Raw genomic sequence first — 14,901 nt, 5'->3', positions numbered from 1 at the left:
GTCATTTTAAGAGGTTTTGATAAAGAATGAAACAAAACAGTAGCATAGAATATGAATTCACTTATTCAAAAATATAATATTCCAGGACCAAGATATACAAGTTATCCAACCGTTCCGTATTGGGAGAATGATAGCTTCTCAAAAGAAAAATGGATTAAAACTTTTAAACAATCGTTTATCGAAAGTAACTCATCAGAAGGAATTAGCTTATATATTCACTTACCATTTTGCGAGAGTTTATGTACGTTTTGTGCATGCCATAAACATATAACAAAACGTCATGAAATGGAAGATCCGTATATAGAAACTGTTTTAAAAGAATGGCAGTTATATGTTAATTTGGTAGATGAAACACCTATAATAAAAGAAATCCATTTAGGAGGAGGGACTCCAACATTCTTTTCAGAAAAACAATTAAAAAGATTAATTGATGGGATTTTTATGAACGCAGAAAAACATCCCAATCATGAATTTAGTTTTGAAGGGCATCCAAACAACACCACAAAAGAACACCTACAAACTTTGTATGACTTAGGATTTACACGAGTAAGTTTTGGAGTGCAAGATTACAATCCAAAAGTACAAGAAGCAATTCATCGAATTCAGCCTTTTGAAAATGTTCAAAACGTACATAATTGGGCAAAAGAAATAGGATATACATCTATCAGTCACGATTTGGTATTTGGACTTCCGTTTCAAACCAAGGAAAATGTAATTCATACTATTAATAAAACAAAAGAGCTAGAACCTGATAGAATTTCGTTTTATAGTTATGCGCATGTTCCGTGGGTAAAAGGAGTTGGACAGCGAGGATTTAATGAAGATGACCTACCAAAAAATGAAGAAAAGCGAGAGTTGTATGAAATAGGAAAGAAATTGTTTGCAGAAATGGGTTACATAGAAATAGGAATGGATCATTTTGCATTACCTACTGATAGCTTGTATGAAGCCACAAAAAAGAAAACGTTGCATCGTAATTTTATGGGGTATACCGCCAATAAAACACAATTAATGATTGGTTTAGGAATGTCGTCAATATCTGATTCTTGGTACGGGTTTGCACAAAATGTAAAAACGGTAAAAGAGTATGAAAGCGTTGTAAACGAAGGAGAAATCCCTGTGTTTAGAGGGCATATATTATCTGAAGAAGATTTAAAAATTAGAAAACATATTTTAAATATCATGTGTCACTTTTCCACTTCGTGGGAAGAAGAGCAGTTACAGATTGAAAATATAGAAACACATATAGAAAAATTAGAAGAAATGATGGCTGATGGTTTGGTTTCTATAAAAGGGAGTAAGTTAACCGTTCCAGAAAAGGCAAGACCCTATGTGCGTAATATTTGTATGGCATTTGATAAAAAGTTACACAAAAAACAACCTGAAACCCAACTGTTTTCAATGACAATTTAAACAACAAATAACTCGAAGAAAAAATCTTCGAGTTTTTTTGTGTAAAAAACTTGAAACATGACAAAAGTCATATTTTAAGAAAATCTTCACAAGTATCTTTGAACTATAATTATCAGGCAAGATATGAGCGTTATTTACTTACTATTATCACTAAGTATTTTAGTGGCTATTATTTTCTTTATAGCATTTATTGTTTCAGTAAAAAAAGGGCAGTACGATGATTCGTACACGCCGTCGGTTCGCATGTTGTTTGATGATGAATTGGTAAAAGAGGAAACAAAGAACTAACAATTAACAATAGATATTAAATTCAAATAGATTATGGAAATGCAACAATTTTATTACGATAATAAGATCGTAAAAAAATTCATCTACGCAACCTTACTATGGGGAATAGTAGGTTTTTCAGTGGGATTGTTATTGGCTTTTATGTTTTTATTCCCAAATTTAACTGACGGTATTTCGTGGTTAAGTTTTGGACGTTTAAGACCATTACATACGAACGCAGTAATTTTTGCATTCGTTGGAAATGCCATTTTTGCAGGAGTTTACTACTCACTACAGCGATTACTGAAAGCCCGTATGGCGAGTGATTTTTTAAGTAACTTTAACTTTTGGGGATGGCAGTTAATAATTGTTGCAGCAGCCATAACACTTCCGCTAGGGTATACCACTTCAAAAGAATACGCTGAATTAGAATGGCCAATCGATATTGCCATAGCCCTAGTTTGGGTGGCTTTTGGTGCTAACATGATTTGGACAATCTTACAAAGAAGACAACGTCATTTATATGTAGCAATTTGGTTTTACCTAGGAACTTTTGTAACCGTAGCAGTATTACATATTTTTAATAGTTTAGAGTTGCCAGTAAGTTTCATGAAAAGTTATTCTGTGTATGCAGGGGTTCAAGATGCACTGGTACAATGGTGGTACGGACACAACGCTGTGGCATTCTTCTTAACGACTCCGTTCTTAGGATTAATGTACTACTTTGTTCCTAAAGCGGCTAATCGTCCAGTATATTCATATAGGTTATCTATTGTGCACTTTTGGTCATTAATTTTTATCTACATCTGGGCAGGGCCTCACCACTTATTATATACATCATTACCAGATTGGGCTCAAAATTTAGGAGTTGCGTTCTCAGTAATGTTAATTGCACCATCTTGGGGAGGTATGATTAACGGATTACTAACACTTCGTGGAGCTTGGGATAAAGTAAGAGTAGATCCAGTATTAAAATTCATGGTAGTTGCAATTACAGGTTATGGTATGGCAACTTTTGAAGGACCAATGTTATCGTTAAAGAATGTAAATGCAATTGCGCACTTTAGTGATTGGATTATTGCTCACGTACACGTAGGTGCCTTAGCTTGGAACGGATTCTTAACTTTCGGTATGTTATACTGGTTAGTACCAAGAATGTTCAAAACAAAATTATATTCTACAGCATTGGCTAACTTCCATTTCTGGATTGGAACTTTAGGTATTATTATGTATGCGCTACCAATGTATGTTGCAGGATTTGTACAAGCTTCAATGTGGAAACAGTTTAATCCAGATGGAACGTTAACTTATGGTAACTTCTTAGAAACAGTAAACGAAATTATTCCAATGTATTGGATGCGTGCTATTGGAGGAAGCTTATTTATCCTTGGAGCATTTGTAATGTTATATAACATTGTTAAAACGGTAAGATCAGGAAGTGGAGTAACAGATGAACTAGCAGAAGCAGCGGCATTAACAAAAGTATCTAAATACAGAACTTCTAAAGAAGGTTGGCATACTTGGTTAGAAAGAAGGCCTGTAAAATTAACTATATATGCTACAGTGGCGATTTTAATAGGAGGAGTTGTTCAAATTATTCCAACATTATTAGTAAAATCTAATATTCCAACAATAACAAGCGTACAACCTTATACTCCTCTAGAATTAGAAGGTAGAGATATTTATATCCGTGAAGGATGTGTGGGATGTCACTCACAAATGGTACGTCCATTTAGATCGGAAGTAGAACGTTATGGAGAATTTGCAAAAGCAGGAGAGTTTGTATACGACCATCCGTTTTTATGGGGTTCTAAACGTACAGGTCCAGATTTATTAAGAGTTGGAGGAAAGTATAACGATAGTTGGCATTTAAATCATATGTATGATCCACAAAGTACATCTCCAGGATCTATTATGCCAGCATACCAATGGTTAGTAAGAAATAAGTTAGATAAGAGTGATACCGAAAGCAAAATGAAAGCAATGGTTAGCTTAGGAGTTCCTTATACGGAAGAAGATATTGCAAATGCACAAACAAGCATGGAAGAGCAAGGAGCTATAATTCAAGAGAACTTGTATGCTGATCCAGACTTTGCAACAAACTATGAAGCAGATAAAAAGTATGCTCAAGAAAATGGACAAACTTTCATAGAAATGAAAGATAGGGAAATCGTAGCCTTAATCGCTTATTTACAACGATTAGGTACCGATATTAAGATTAAAGATGTTCAAGACCAATTAAGCGCTAAAAACTAGAAATTATGTTAAAGTTTGTAAAAAATCATATGGAAACTATTGCAGGTATTGAAATATACCCAATTATTTCACTAACCATATTCTTTACATTTTTTGTAGTGTTGTTTTGGTGGGTATTTACAGCCAAGAAAGAATATATAAGTAGGGTAAGTGAATTGCCTTTAGATAATTAGTAAAATTTAAAAAGATGAAAAAATATTTTCAGTCTATAGTATATATCATTTTTGTTGCAGTAACCTTTTTTGCTATTGCTACTGCAATTAAATCATATCAAAATCCATTTAGTCTATATGAACACCCATTAGTTTGGATAGCGATTGTAGGGCTTATAACTGTTGTAGTTTTAAAAGAAGTTTTAAATATTGTGGCTCAGCAAAGAGCAGAGCAACTTCAAATGGAAAAAGATGGAATTAAACCAGAAGAAGTTGATAAATGGGCTTGGGCTAAAAAACTTATTAGTAAATGGACAGAGGCCAAAGCAATTGAGCAAGAAGATGAAATTATTCTTGATCATAATTATGATGGAATTAAAGAGTTAGACAATAACTTACCACCATGGTGGCTATATATGTTCTATGCAACAATCATTTTTGCAGCAGTATATTTAATAAGATATCATGTATTAGGAGCAGATAACCAAGAAATGGAGTATGCTCAAGCAGTAGCAGAAGCTAAAAGAGAATTAGCAGCATTTAAATCAAACTCAAAGGAAGCTATTATTGATGCAGAAACTGCTACAGTATTAACTTCTGATGCCGATTTAAGTAGAGGTAAAGCTGTATTTAATTTAAACTGTGCAGCATGTCATATGGCTGATGGAGGAGGAGGTATAGGACCTAATCTGACAGATGAGTATTGGATTTTAGGAGGAGGAATGAAGAATATTTTTAATACAGTTGCTAATGGAGGTAGAGACGGTAAAGGTATGGTTGCTTGGAACAAAACATTAAAACCTAAAGACATTCAAAAGGTTGCGAGTTATATAATTTCTTTACAAGGAACTACTCCAGCAAAACCAAAAGAACCTCAAGGAGAGTTATATAAAGAAGAAGGTCAAGCATCAACTGTTGCAGAACCAGTAGAAGAGCAAGTAAAAGATAGTATTCAATAAAAAAATAGAAGTTACAAATTAGTTTTTAATAGTTGATTATGGAAACACCCAAAAACGAACAATTCAGAGATAGTATTGGTACTATAAATGATGAAGGAAAAAGGGCTTGGGTGTTTCCAAAAAAACCAAGCGGAAAGTTTTATAAGTATCGAAGCTATATAAGCTATTTTTTATTAGCGTTTTTATTACTAGCACCGTTTATTAAAATTAACGGAAATCAGTTTTTACTATTTAATGTTTTAGAACGTAAATTTAACATTTTCGGATTTCCTTTTTGGCCACAAGACTTTCATTTAATGGTGATTTCAATGATAATAGGAGTGGTGTTTATCATTCTATTTACTGTTGTTTTTGGTCGAATTTTTTGCGGTTGGATTTGTCCGCAAACTATTTTCTTAGAAATGGTTTTTAGGAAAATTGAATATTTAATAGAGGGAGATAGAGGAAAACAAATTCGTTTAGCAAAACAAGCTTGGAATGCAGAAAAAATAAGAAAAAGAGTCTTAAAATGGATAGTCTTTTTTATCATCTCTTTTATTATAGCAAACGTTTTCTTAGCATATTTAATAGGAAGTGATAAATTAATAAGTTACATAACAGGTAACCCATTAGACCATATTAGTACTTTAATATCATTGCTAATTTTTACAGGAGTTTTCTATTTTATTTTTGCATGGTTTAGAGAGCAAGTTTGCATTATAGCTTGCCCTTATGGTAGACTGCAAGGAGTGCTGTTAGATAATAAAACTATTAATGTGGCTTACGATCATGTAAGAGGAGAAGGAAAAGCAGGGAGAGGAAAGTTTAATAAAAAAGAAGATAGAGCAGCGTCTGGAAAAGGAGATTGTATAGATTGTTTTCAATGTGTGCATGTATGTCCTACAGGAATAGATATTCGAAACGGTACGCAATTAGAATGTGTAAACTGTACAGCTTGTATTGATGAATGTGACCATATGATGGAAAAGGTAGGGTTGCCAAAAGGACTTATTCGTTATGCAAGTGAAGAAAATATTGTAAAGAAAGCACCTTTTAAATTCACTGCAAGAATGAAAGGGTACTCAGCAGTTTTGTTTATTTTAATAGGAATTTTAATAGGGATGCTGTTTTTGAGGAACGATGTAGAAGCAACAATTTTACGATTGCCAGGTCAGTTGTATCAACACAAAGAAAACGGAGTTATTAGTAATATTTACACTTTTAAAGTAGTAAATAAAACAACAAAACAAATAGATAATGTGAGTTATAAATTGTTATCTCATAAAGGAAAAATAGAAACAGTAACACATCAAGATTTTGAAGTACCTAAACAAGGATTAGCAGAAGGAACCTTATTTATAGAGTTACATCAGTCTGAAATGAAAAATGAAAAAGAAAAACTAAAAATAGGAGTGTATAGTGGTGATAAACTTATTGAAACTACTACAACCAACTTTTTAGGACCAAGAAGTTATAGATAAATCAGTCTAAAGTTCATTAGCTTTTAGGAGTAAGTATGAATAAAGATTAAGAACCAAAGACTAAAAACAAATTAAAATGAAACTAAACTGGGGCACGGGTATAGTAATAGCAATAATAGGATTTATAGGCTTTATTATGTATTTCGTAATTACGATGAGTACAGGTAAAAACTTTAATCACGATTTAGTAACTGAAAAATACTACCAACAAGAATTAGAATTTCAGAACAAATTAGATGCTACTAAAAATGCGAAAGCATTAAAAAAGAATATTAAAATAGAAAAAGTAACTGAAGGAATTAAAGTCCATTTTCCAACGGACTTTAACCCTAAAGATATAAAAGGAAAAGTGTTCCTATACAGACCATCTGATAAACAATTGGATTTCGAAATACCTATTTCGATCTCCGAAACATATTTGCTCGTGCCTGAGAAACGTTTGTTGGGTGGTCGTTGGAACATAACAGTTTCCTGGAACTACAAAAATAAAGATTATTTATTTCAGAAAGAGTTAGTGTTTTAATGTTTCTTTCAGCAATCATATTTGGTTTATTAGGTAGTTTTCACTGTATAGGCATGTGTGGTCCTATAGCCTTTATGTTACCTGTAGACAGAACGAATAAAGTAAAACAGTTTTTTCAAATAACTAGTTATCATTTAGGACGCTTATTTACTTATAGTTTAATAGGCTTTTTATTTGGTTTACTAGGTAAAGGGTTTTATTTTTTTGGGTTTCAGCAACAACTATCAATTATTGTTGGTGTATTAATGATTTTTGCAGTTTTAATACCTAAAACTTTTCAGAAATATAACTTTTCAAATCCAATAAATAAATTGGTAATGAAAGTAAAGTCTTCTTTAGGGAAAGAATTAAAGAAAAAAGGAAATGATACTTTTTTTACCATCGGTTTTCTAAATGGATTTTTGCCTTGTGGATTAGTTTATATGGCAGTTTTTGGAGCGTTGAGTACAACTAATATGTTATCAGGAAGTATATATATGTTTCTCTTCGGATTAGGAACAATACCATTAATGACAGCAGTGGTTTATGTAGGGAATTTTGCAAATGGTTTGATGCGAAAAAGAATTCAACAAGCAATACCTTATGTTGTAATTATTATTGGAGTATTGTTTATTCTTAGAGGACTAGGGTTAGGAATACCTTATGTTTCTCCACTTCCTGTGTCTGATCTTCATAATTCAGTTGATGGTTGCCATTAATCATAATTTTGAAAAGTGTAAAAAACTTGTTTAATAGTTGGTTATGTTAATTTCCTGTTTTATATAGTTTCCTTGATTGTCTATTATTACATTTCCTTTTAATGTAAAAACATCATAAAAACTAAGAATTGTTTTGTTTGGTAAAAAAGTTGCATTCACAGTAACTTTACCATGAGCATTATTTAAAAAAGGATTGTTTTCTTCATTAAAATCCCATAGTTTATTTCCTGTTATAGTATCATATGCTGAAATGATATAAGGAGTTTCTTTTTTTATGTTGACTTTGTGTCTAATAACAACAACATTATTTCTATAAGAAATAATTTCAGCATTTAAAAAGATAGTTTCTTGTAAGGTGGTAGCTAGCTGTTTCTTTTTTGCATATAATTTATATCTATGTTCGTTTATGCGTCTTAGATAGTATGTGCTGTTAGTGTATTTGTATCTATCAGTAATTAAATTATCATCTGTATGCAAGTATAATACCTCACCGTAATTAGTTTTTACATAGACACTATTTTTTTGAGCAGGAGAATAACTTAATTCGGCAATACCACTTTTTTGATGTTTTTTGGGCATCATACGGTTTAAATCTTCTTTGTTTTTTATAACCATGTTGCTGTTAACCATGTTAAAAGCTTTTATATAATTATTAGAAGCTTCAAATAACCATAAGGTATCTTTTGCACTAAAAACGTAAACATTATTGCCTGGAATAACTAATTTTTCAAATAAAACTGTATCTATTTTTTTAGTGTTAAATTTTCTTACAACTAAAAATGAAGAGTCATTGCTTACGGTTTTATGTTCTTTAATATAGTTACCTCTTATTTTTTGAACACCTATTTCCCAAATTTCATTATTAGGATTATATATGCGCTCTTTAAGTACATAATCACCTCTTTCATTGATGTTTAAAAAAGAATCAATATTTATGTATTTGGGCATAAAGTAGAAGCTAACAACAAGTAGTGTTAAAATAAAATCTCTTTTGGCTAATTGCGTGTTTTGTGCTTTAAAATTTAAAAATGTTGCAATAGCAGAAAATACTCCAAAGTAAAAAACTAAAGCAATAAAAATCACTAGAAGTAAGGGTAAGGCTACATATAAACCATCATTGTTTAATACAAAAAAATCAAAAGTCCATCCATTTTGTCCTGGTTTATATGAATAATGTGTACTAGTATATGCTATAGATCTATTAAAAAAAATACGATTGGGTATGGTAATAAAAAACTTTAATAAAATACCTAAAATAGAAACGACCATTAAAGAAATAAAGGCACGTACAACAACGCCTACAAATTTAGAAGAGTTTTTATCCATAACAAATGTAAAATTTAAGAAAGCAAATGTATAGAATATATAGTGGTTTATAAAGTGACAAAAATCATAGCTTTACTGACAAAATTTAGGTAACTTTATAGAAGACGTAGAACCTAAAAGTAATTAATCATGAAAAAAATTATAGTCCCAGTTGATTTTTCTGAATATTCTGAAAATGCTTTACAAACAGCAGCTTTTTTAGCAAAAAAGTCAGACGCTGAGGTGTTGGTAGTACATATGCTTGAGTTATCTAATGCTGTTTTAAGTAGATCAGAAAGTTATTTACAACAAGAAATGTTGTTTTATTTACAAATGTCTGAGAAAAAGTTAGCAGAATTTTTAGAGAAAGAGTATTTATCGGGTATAAAAGTAACCCCAATTATAAAGCATTTTAAAATCTTTAGCGAAATAGACCAGTTGGCAAGAAATGAAGGAGCAGATTTGATTGTTATGGGATCTAAAGGAGCTAGTGGTTTAAAAGAAATGTTTATTGGTTCTAATACAGAAAAGGTAATCCGTTATGCGCATGTACCTGTATTAGTAATAAAAGAGGAACCGATAGTAAAACAGATAGAAAAGATACTGTTTGCTTGTGATTTTTCTGATGACGATGTAAAACCATATATGGAAGCGAAAGAGTTTCTTAAGAAGTTTAATGCAGATATGGAGCTGGTATATGTAAGTACACCAACGTCTAAGTTTAAAAGCACCGAAGAGTTAGAAGAAAGAATGAAGCATTTTTTTAATCAAACAAATGAAAGTTATGATGAAAACATTCATAAAGTAAAAATAATTTCTGATTATTCTGTAGAAAAGGGAGTGTTCTATTATGCAGACAAAATAAACTCAGATGTTTTAGTAGTAGCTACGCATGGTAGAAAAGGAATAGCACACTTTTTTGAAGGTAGTATTTCAGAAGATATTGCCAATCACAGTAAGTTACCAGTATTGTCTTTTAAAATTTAGAATATAAAAGTAAAAAAGCTCATTCAAACTGAATGAGCTTTTTTACTTCTTTTAAAGAAAAGAATATTTACTTTCCTTCTTTAGTTTTTATATCATCTACAAACTTTTGTAAACGTTTACCGTATTCAGAATTTTTAACTTTATCAGTTAAACTATTATTAATAGTATCTAAAAGCTGAATGTTAGCATCATATAGTTCAGATAATGCAATGTATGGTGCAGCTTCACTATCAGCGTTTGCAATAGCAAAGTTTGTAGAGAATAAGAAACGACGACGTACCATTTTCTTATAATCTGTTTCTACTTGTTCTAATTGTACCTCATCTTGAGCTTGACGAGCTTCTACTTCTTTTTTTACAAAATCTAGACGTTGCTCCATAAAACGTTGGTTTATTTTACGATACTCATTCATTACTTCTTGATTTTTAGAACCTTTAATTTCAGGTTTAAAACCAAACTCTTCAATTTTATCGTTGATGGTAATTTCACCTTCTTCCCCAAAAAACATAATGTGTTTATCTGTTGTATTACCATCAAAAGTTAAGTAATACATTACAGGAGACTCAACATTATCTGTTAATATAAATTTATCATCACCTAACAACGCCATAGAATCAACAGATACCAATAATGTGTCCTTCATCTTTTGAAGATATAAAGTACCTTTTTTTAATCCTTTAATCTGACCTTTAACAACCATGTTTCCTTCTTTTTTAGAGGAACAAGCAAAAGCAACAAGTGCAATTGCGAAAAGAGCAATAATTTTCTTCATTGAATTCAAAATTTGTCTGTTGCAAATATGCAGATTTCTCCTAAACTTTTGAGGCTATTTCCATTAAAATTGTACATAGGATTGCGCCTACGGTACCGATAGCGTATCCGAAAACAGCTAATAAAACACCTACAGTTGCTAAAGATGGATGAAAAGCTTGCGCTACGATTGGGGCAGATGCAGCCCCACCAACATTTGCCTGACTTCCTACTGCTAAGAAGAAATATGGAGCGCGAATTAATTTAGCTACTAAGATTAATAATCCAGCATGAATTGCCATCCATACCAAACCAATAAAAATTAAATTGAAATTATCAAAAATTAGCGTTAAGTCCATTTTCATACCAATAGTTGCTACTAGTACGTAAATAAAAATACTTCCTAATTTACTAGCTCCAGCGCCTTCATAATTTTTAGCTTTCGTAAAAGATAAAACAACAGCAACAATTGTTGATATACTAATTAACCAGAAAAAGTTTGATCCTAAGAAAGAGAAAATGTTTTTTGTAGTTTGAGATTCCATAGTTGCTGTTAACGAAGCAAAAACGTCACTTAAATACGCTCCTGCAAAATGACCAAAACCAACAGTACCAAAAGCAATGGCAAGCATAATTATAAAGTCGGTTAAAGTAGGAGTTCTTTTTACACTTTGTGTAAAGTTAGAAACTCTTTGTTTTAAATCTTCAATAGCTGAAGTATCAGCTTTTAACCATTTATCTATTTTGTCTTTTTTACCAATTCCAATTAAAATGATAGCCATCCAAATATTAGCTACTACGATATCAACAAACACCATTCCTCCATATTTAGCTGGATTGTATTGATAAATTTCTAGCATAGCAGTTTGGTTAGCTCCACCACCAATCCAACTACCAGCTAAGGTAGAAAGTCCTCTCCAAACAGCATCAAATCCAGCTCCTCCTACTGTTTCTGGTGAAACAGTAGAAATTAATAAAATGGCAATTGGTCCTCCAATAACAATACCAACAGTTCCTGTAAAAAACATGATTAAAGCTTTTGAGCCCAAGTTGAAAATAGCTTTTAAGTCAATACTTAATGTCATTAAAACTAAGGCAGCAGGTAATAAAAACCTACTAGAAACATAGTATAGTTGTGATTTGTTTTTTACGACTTCGCCAGCAGCACTGGTAGTTTCCCATTCTGGAGAAATAACTCCTAAAGTAGTAAATATTGCAGGGATAAAATAAGCCATGAATAAACCTGGGACTATTTTATAAAACTTAGGCCAAAATCCTGAGGTTTTTGATTCTGTATAAAATACAAAACCTAACGAAATCATTAAAATACCAAATACGATTGCATCGTTTGTAAAAAGAGGTGCTTCCATTTAAAAATAATTTGTCGCTAAAGTATGAAATATTAGTTAGTTCTATTTTCTATGATCTGTACTTATTGCAACTCCTAATTGAATTCTATTAAAGTTACCAACCTCGTTTACATGTATTAGTTGATATCCTGCTTGAAGCTTAACTACGTCAGATACTTTATATTTAAAACCAGCTCCAAACCAGTTTTGATTATAAGCTTCTCCCTCAAAATCTAAAAAGGTTTCATTGTATAGGTATGTAGACCATTTTTCATTGATAGGATGTCCCAATGCAAGTTGATATCGAAAGAAATTACTGGTAGTTGATTTAAAAAAACGTTGTTCACCTCTAAAACGATGTACCAGGTTTAAACTAGCTATTTTATGATTTACATTTAGGTCTTCATAAATACGATGTTCGTTAAAGTCGCCTGCATTAACATTAAAAGTTTCATCAGTGTTTAAGAAGGCATACCCTATAGTAGCGTTGATATTTTTATTGAACTTATAATTAGCTCCCAAACGCCCGATAAACTGCTGCATGTCATCTCCAACTTCAAAAAAGCGAAAATGTGCCATAGATTTTAAACCAAATTTATCTGAAATTTGGTGTGATCCGTTATACATGTACCAAACCCCTAATTCTTTGGTTGGATCAGGTTGATTTTGTGAAAAACTGTTTAATGAAAGTAAAGAGACAATTAATAAGAATAATTTTCGCATAATAATAGTGTTGTAGTTCTTTGTCATATTAAAAATCTCCCACATAAATAAATATACGGGAGATTTTATGTTGTATTGACAAAAATATAAACTCAATAATTTTTATGAAAAGTTATATTGTTAAAGTTCTTTTATAATTGGTCGTTTTTTATAGGTTCTTCTTTCTTTAAGTAGGTGTCTAAAAATTGTAAGATTCTACTATTAGCTTCTATTTGATTTTCCTTTTTAACAAAACCATGCCCTTCATCATCAAACAGCACATATTCTACAGGAACTCCATTTTTCTTAACACCAGCTACAATTTCATCAGATTCTACCTGTAAAACTCTTGGGTCTTTAGCTCCTTGTAATACCATTAATGGCTTGGTTACTTTGTCTGTATGGAATAAAGGAGAAATTCTTTTCAACCTTATTGAGTCTGCAGAGTGTGGATCTCCTAGTTCTTTATATAAAGCTTCTCTAAAAGATTCCCACCAAGATGGAATACTTTTTAAGGTGCGCATCCAGTTTGTAACTCCGTAAATGTTTACACCAACAGCAAATTCTTCTGGAGTGTATGTTAAAGCAGCCATGGTCATATAACCACCGTAAGATCCTCCAATAATACCTATTTTTTCAGCATCAATTTCTGGTTGTTTTGCTAACCAATTTTTCCCTTCTACACAATCTTGCAAATCTTTTTCTCCATGGTTTAAATCATCCATAGTAAAAAAGGTTTTACCGTATCCGCTACTACCTCGATTGTTAACCGCTAAAACAGCATAGCCATGGTTTACTAAATATTGAATTCTTGAACTAAAATTTTGACGTGATTGTCCTCCAGGACCTCCATGAACCCAAACTAAAGCAGGAACTTTAGTATCTTCTGAAGCTTGATGAGGTACATAGTAAATTGCAGGAATAGTTACTCCATCAAAAGAAGGGTAACGAATTACTTTCGCTTTTACTAAATCAGCAGGATTAATTTCTTTATTTAACACATCGGTTAGCTGCGTTTGTTTTTTTGTTTTTAAGTCATACACATATAAGTTTGAAGGAGTATTAGAACCACCAGCATAAAAACGCATCATACTTTCGTCTCTAGAAAAACCAACGCTAGTAATACTTTTTCCATCAACATTAGGAAGCTCAATATTTTTACCAGCTTTGACATCATAAACTTCAATGACGTTTTTAGCATCTTCATTAATATATGTTACTCTATAGGTACCATTGTTTGTAAAGTAGCTTCCGGAAATATCCCAATCTTTGGCTAATACTTTTTCTGTTTGGTTAGTGCTAATTGTATATTTCATTAAGGTAGCGAATTCACCTTCAGCATCTGTTGTATAGTAGAACTCTGTATCATCGATAGAAAAATCAGCAGCAGAATTACCACTCAATGTTAGGTTAATTTTGGTGATTACTTTGGTGGTTCTATCAAACAAAAATAAATCACTATCGTTAGTATTAACCGTTTTGCTTAGGGCTAGTATGTTTTTATTGTTTGATATTGCTGCTACGTTATAACCTTCTTTATTTTCATAAATCATTTTTGGAGTAAACGTTTCCACATCCATTTCATAGAGATCCATAAAACGATTGTCTCTTTCGTTTGAAGTGAAAAAGAAACTCTTTTCGTCTTTAGCCCAACCAAAAAAGCCTGCTCTGGCACCTTTAGTAGGTGTTAAATCTTTAATATCACCGTTAAGTTCTCTTAAAAAGATATGATAAATTTCATCTCCATTATTATCCATTCTAAATAACATTCTTTCATCCTTTGGGAAATAAGATGTTGCAAAAACGGAAGAACTATCTGATTTTGTAATAGGTTCAAATTCTCCTCCAGATGTTGAAACGGTGTACATGTTATAGATTCCCGAACGATTACTAGTTACAAGTAACTTAGAATTATCAGGAGAAAAACTTCCACCAAAAACGTTTTCGTTATCCATCATTTGCTCAATAGAATATTTTTTGGGAGCTGTACTGGTTTTAACAGATTCTTTTTTATCCGTTTTACAAGCAATTACCGAAACGGCAATGGCAAGTAATAAGAAATGTTTTTTCATAAGTGTGT

The 14,901-nt window shown here is 31.8% G+C and carries 14 protein-coding genes; 9 read left to right on the top strand and 5 right to left on the bottom strand.

The genetic code is table 11. The features are described from left to right. Window positions 1–51 precede the first annotated feature (51 nt). The 8 genes from hemN to ABHQ57_RS10445 all read left to right on the top strand — a co-directional run bounded on the left by hemN (window position 52) and on the right by ABHQ57_RS10445 (window position 7,728). Window positions 52–1,413 carry an oxygen-independent coproporphyrinogen III oxidase gene (hemN, locus tag ABHQ57_RS10480; protein WP_047790115.1) on the top strand — a complete coding sequence of 454 codons (1,362 nt, stop codon included), beginning with the start codon at window positions 52–54 and terminating at the stop codon, window positions 1,411–1,413. A 123-nt stretch (window positions 1,414–1,536) separates the two neighbouring features. Next, window positions 1,537–1,701 carry a cbb3-type cytochrome oxidase assembly protein CcoS gene (gene ccoS / locus ABHQ57_RS10475; RefSeq protein WP_073184498.1) on the top strand — a complete coding sequence of 55 codons (165 nt, stop codon included), beginning with the start codon at window positions 1,537–1,539 and terminating at the stop codon, window positions 1,699–1,701. Window positions 1,702–1,734: 33 nt separating this feature from the next. Next, window positions 1,735–3,936: a cytochrome-c oxidase, cbb3-type subunit I gene (ccoN, locus tag ABHQ57_RS10470; RefSeq protein WP_167714191.1), complete on the top strand. Its 2,202-nt coding sequence runs from the start codon at window positions 1,735–1,737 to the stop codon at window positions 3,934–3,936. Between the two features lie 5 nt (window positions 3,937–3,941). Further along, window positions 3,942–4,109, top strand: coding sequence for a cytochrome c oxidase subunit IV (locus ABHQ57_RS10465; protein WP_047790117.1), 168 nt, complete (start codon window positions 3,942–3,944; stop codon window positions 4,107–4,109). Window positions 4,110–4,123: 14 nt separating this feature from the next. Next, on the top strand, window positions 4,124–5,047 hold the full coding sequence (locus tag ABHQ57_RS10460) for a cbb3-type cytochrome c oxidase N-terminal domain-containing protein (RefSeq protein WP_159613873.1): 924 nt from the start codon (window positions 4,124–4,126) through the stop codon (window positions 5,045–5,047). 38 nt (window positions 5,048–5,085) lie between these two features. Continuing rightward, window positions 5,086–6,507 carry a cytochrome c oxidase accessory protein CcoG gene (gene ccoG / locus ABHQ57_RS10455; RefSeq protein ID WP_159613875.1) on the top strand — a complete coding sequence of 474 codons (1,422 nt, stop codon included), beginning with the start codon at window positions 5,086–5,088 and terminating at the stop codon, window positions 6,505–6,507. A gap of 76 nt (window positions 6,508–6,583) precedes the next feature. Then, the gene (locus ABHQ57_RS10450; RefSeq protein ID WP_047790120.1) at window positions 6,584–7,030 is read left to right on the top strand and encodes a FixH family protein; all 447 of its coding nucleotides are present in this window, start codon (window positions 6,584–6,586) and stop codon (window positions 7,028–7,030) included. After that, on the top strand, window positions 7,030–7,728 hold the full coding sequence (locus ABHQ57_RS10445) for a sulfite exporter TauE/SafE family protein (protein ID WP_167714190.1): 699 nt from the start codon (window positions 7,030–7,032) through the stop codon (window positions 7,726–7,728). The genes ABHQ57_RS10450 and ABHQ57_RS10445 overlap by 1 nt, the downstream gene beginning before the upstream one ends. 30 nt (window positions 7,729–7,758) lie before the next feature. Here the strand turns inward: ABHQ57_RS10445 and ABHQ57_RS10440 are convergent, their stop codons facing one another. Further along, complete coding sequence (locus ABHQ57_RS10440) at window positions 7,759–9,054, bottom strand: hypothetical protein (protein ID WP_167714189.1); 1,296 nt, start codon at window positions 9,052–9,054, stop codon at window positions 7,759–7,761. A gap of 129 nt (window positions 9,055–9,183) precedes the next feature. Between ABHQ57_RS10440 and ABHQ57_RS10435 the strand changes: the two genes are divergently transcribed. Beyond that, window positions 9,184–10,020, top strand: coding sequence for a universal stress protein (locus ABHQ57_RS10435; RefSeq protein ID WP_167714188.1), 837 nt, complete (start codon window positions 9,184–9,186; stop codon window positions 10,018–10,020). Between the two features lie 67 nt (window positions 10,021–10,087). Here the strand turns inward: ABHQ57_RS10435 and ABHQ57_RS10430 are convergent, their stop codons facing one another. The 4 genes from ABHQ57_RS10430 to ABHQ57_RS10415 form a co-directional block, all read right to left on the bottom strand. After that, window positions 10,088–10,792, bottom strand: a complete 705-nt coding sequence (locus ABHQ57_RS10430; RefSeq protein ID WP_167714187.1) for a DUF4369 domain-containing protein — start codon at window positions 10,790–10,792, stop codon at window positions 10,088–10,090. A gap of 40 nt (window positions 10,793–10,832) precedes the next feature. Further along, on the bottom strand, window positions 10,833–12,140 hold the full coding sequence (locus ABHQ57_RS10425; RefSeq protein ID WP_167714186.1) for a DUF819 domain-containing protein: 1,308 nt from the start codon (window positions 12,138–12,140) through the stop codon (window positions 10,833–10,835). 42 nt (window positions 12,141–12,182) lie between these two features. After that, a complete protein-coding gene (locus ABHQ57_RS10420; RefSeq protein WP_167714185.1) occupies window positions 12,183–12,842 on the bottom strand; it encodes a DUF2490 domain-containing protein in 660 nt (219 codons plus the stop codon). A 131-nt stretch (window positions 12,843–12,973) separates the two neighbouring features. Further along, window positions 12,974–14,893 (bottom strand): alpha/beta fold hydrolase, encoded by a 1,920-nt coding sequence (locus tag ABHQ57_RS10415; protein ID WP_167714184.1) that lies wholly within the window; start codon window positions 14,891–14,893, stop codon window positions 12,974–12,976. Window positions 14,894–14,901: the final 8 nt, after the last annotated feature.

The organism is Tenacibaculum sp. ZH5_bin.1 (genome assembly GCF_042865525.1).
Lineage (GTDB): Bacteria > Bacteroidota > Bacteroidia > Flavobacteriales > Flavobacteriaceae > Polaribacter > Polaribacter mesophilus.
The sequence above is the reverse complement of the archived record's forward strand: the minus strand, read 5'-3'. Positions and strand labels throughout refer to the sequence as shown.

Coding starts and splice junctions, on each gene's coding strand:
- hemN (WP_047790115.1), top strand. CDS start 52: ATGAATTCACTTATTCAAAAATATAATATTCCAGGACCAAGATATACA.
- ccoS (WP_073184498.1), top strand. CDS start 1,537: ATGAGCGTTATTTACTTACTATTATCACTAAGTATTTTAGTGGCTATT.
- ccoN (WP_167714191.1), top strand. CDS start 1,735: ATGGAAATGCAACAATTTTATTACGATAATAAGATCGTAAAAAAATTC.
- ABHQ57_RS10465 (WP_047790117.1), top strand. CDS start 3,942: ATGTTAAAGTTTGTAAAAAATCATATGGAAACTATTGCAGGTATTGAA.
- ABHQ57_RS10460 (WP_159613873.1), top strand. CDS start 4,124: ATGAAAAAATATTTTCAGTCTATAGTATATATCATTTTTGTTGCAGTA.
- ccoG (WP_159613875.1), top strand. CDS start 5,086: ATGGAAACACCCAAAAACGAACAATTCAGAGATAGTATTGGTACTATA.
- ABHQ57_RS10450 (WP_047790120.1), top strand. CDS start 6,584: ATGAAACTAAACTGGGGCACGGGTATAGTAATAGCAATAATAGGATTT.
- ABHQ57_RS10445 (WP_167714190.1), top strand. CDS start 7,030: ATGTTTCTTTCAGCAATCATATTTGGTTTATTAGGTAGTTTTCACTGT.
- ABHQ57_RS10440 (WP_167714189.1), bottom strand. CDS start 9,054: ATGGATAAAAACTCTTCTAAATTTGTAGGCGTTGTTGTACGTGCCTTT.
- ABHQ57_RS10435 (WP_167714188.1), top strand. CDS start 9,184: ATGAAAAAAATTATAGTCCCAGTTGATTTTTCTGAATATTCTGAAAAT.
- ABHQ57_RS10430 (WP_167714187.1), bottom strand. CDS start 10,792: ATGAAGAAAATTATTGCTCTTTTCGCAATTGCACTTGTTGCTTTTGCT.
- ABHQ57_RS10425 (WP_167714186.1), bottom strand. CDS start 12,140: ATGGAAGCACCTCTTTTTACAAACGATGCAATCGTATTTGGTATTTTA.
- ABHQ57_RS10420 (WP_167714185.1), bottom strand. CDS start 12,842: ATGCGAAAATTATTCTTATTAATTGTCTCTTTACTTTCATTAAACAGT.
- ABHQ57_RS10415 (WP_167714184.1), bottom strand. CDS start 14,893: ATGAAAAAACATTTCTTATTACTTGCCATTGCCGTTTCGGTAATTGCT.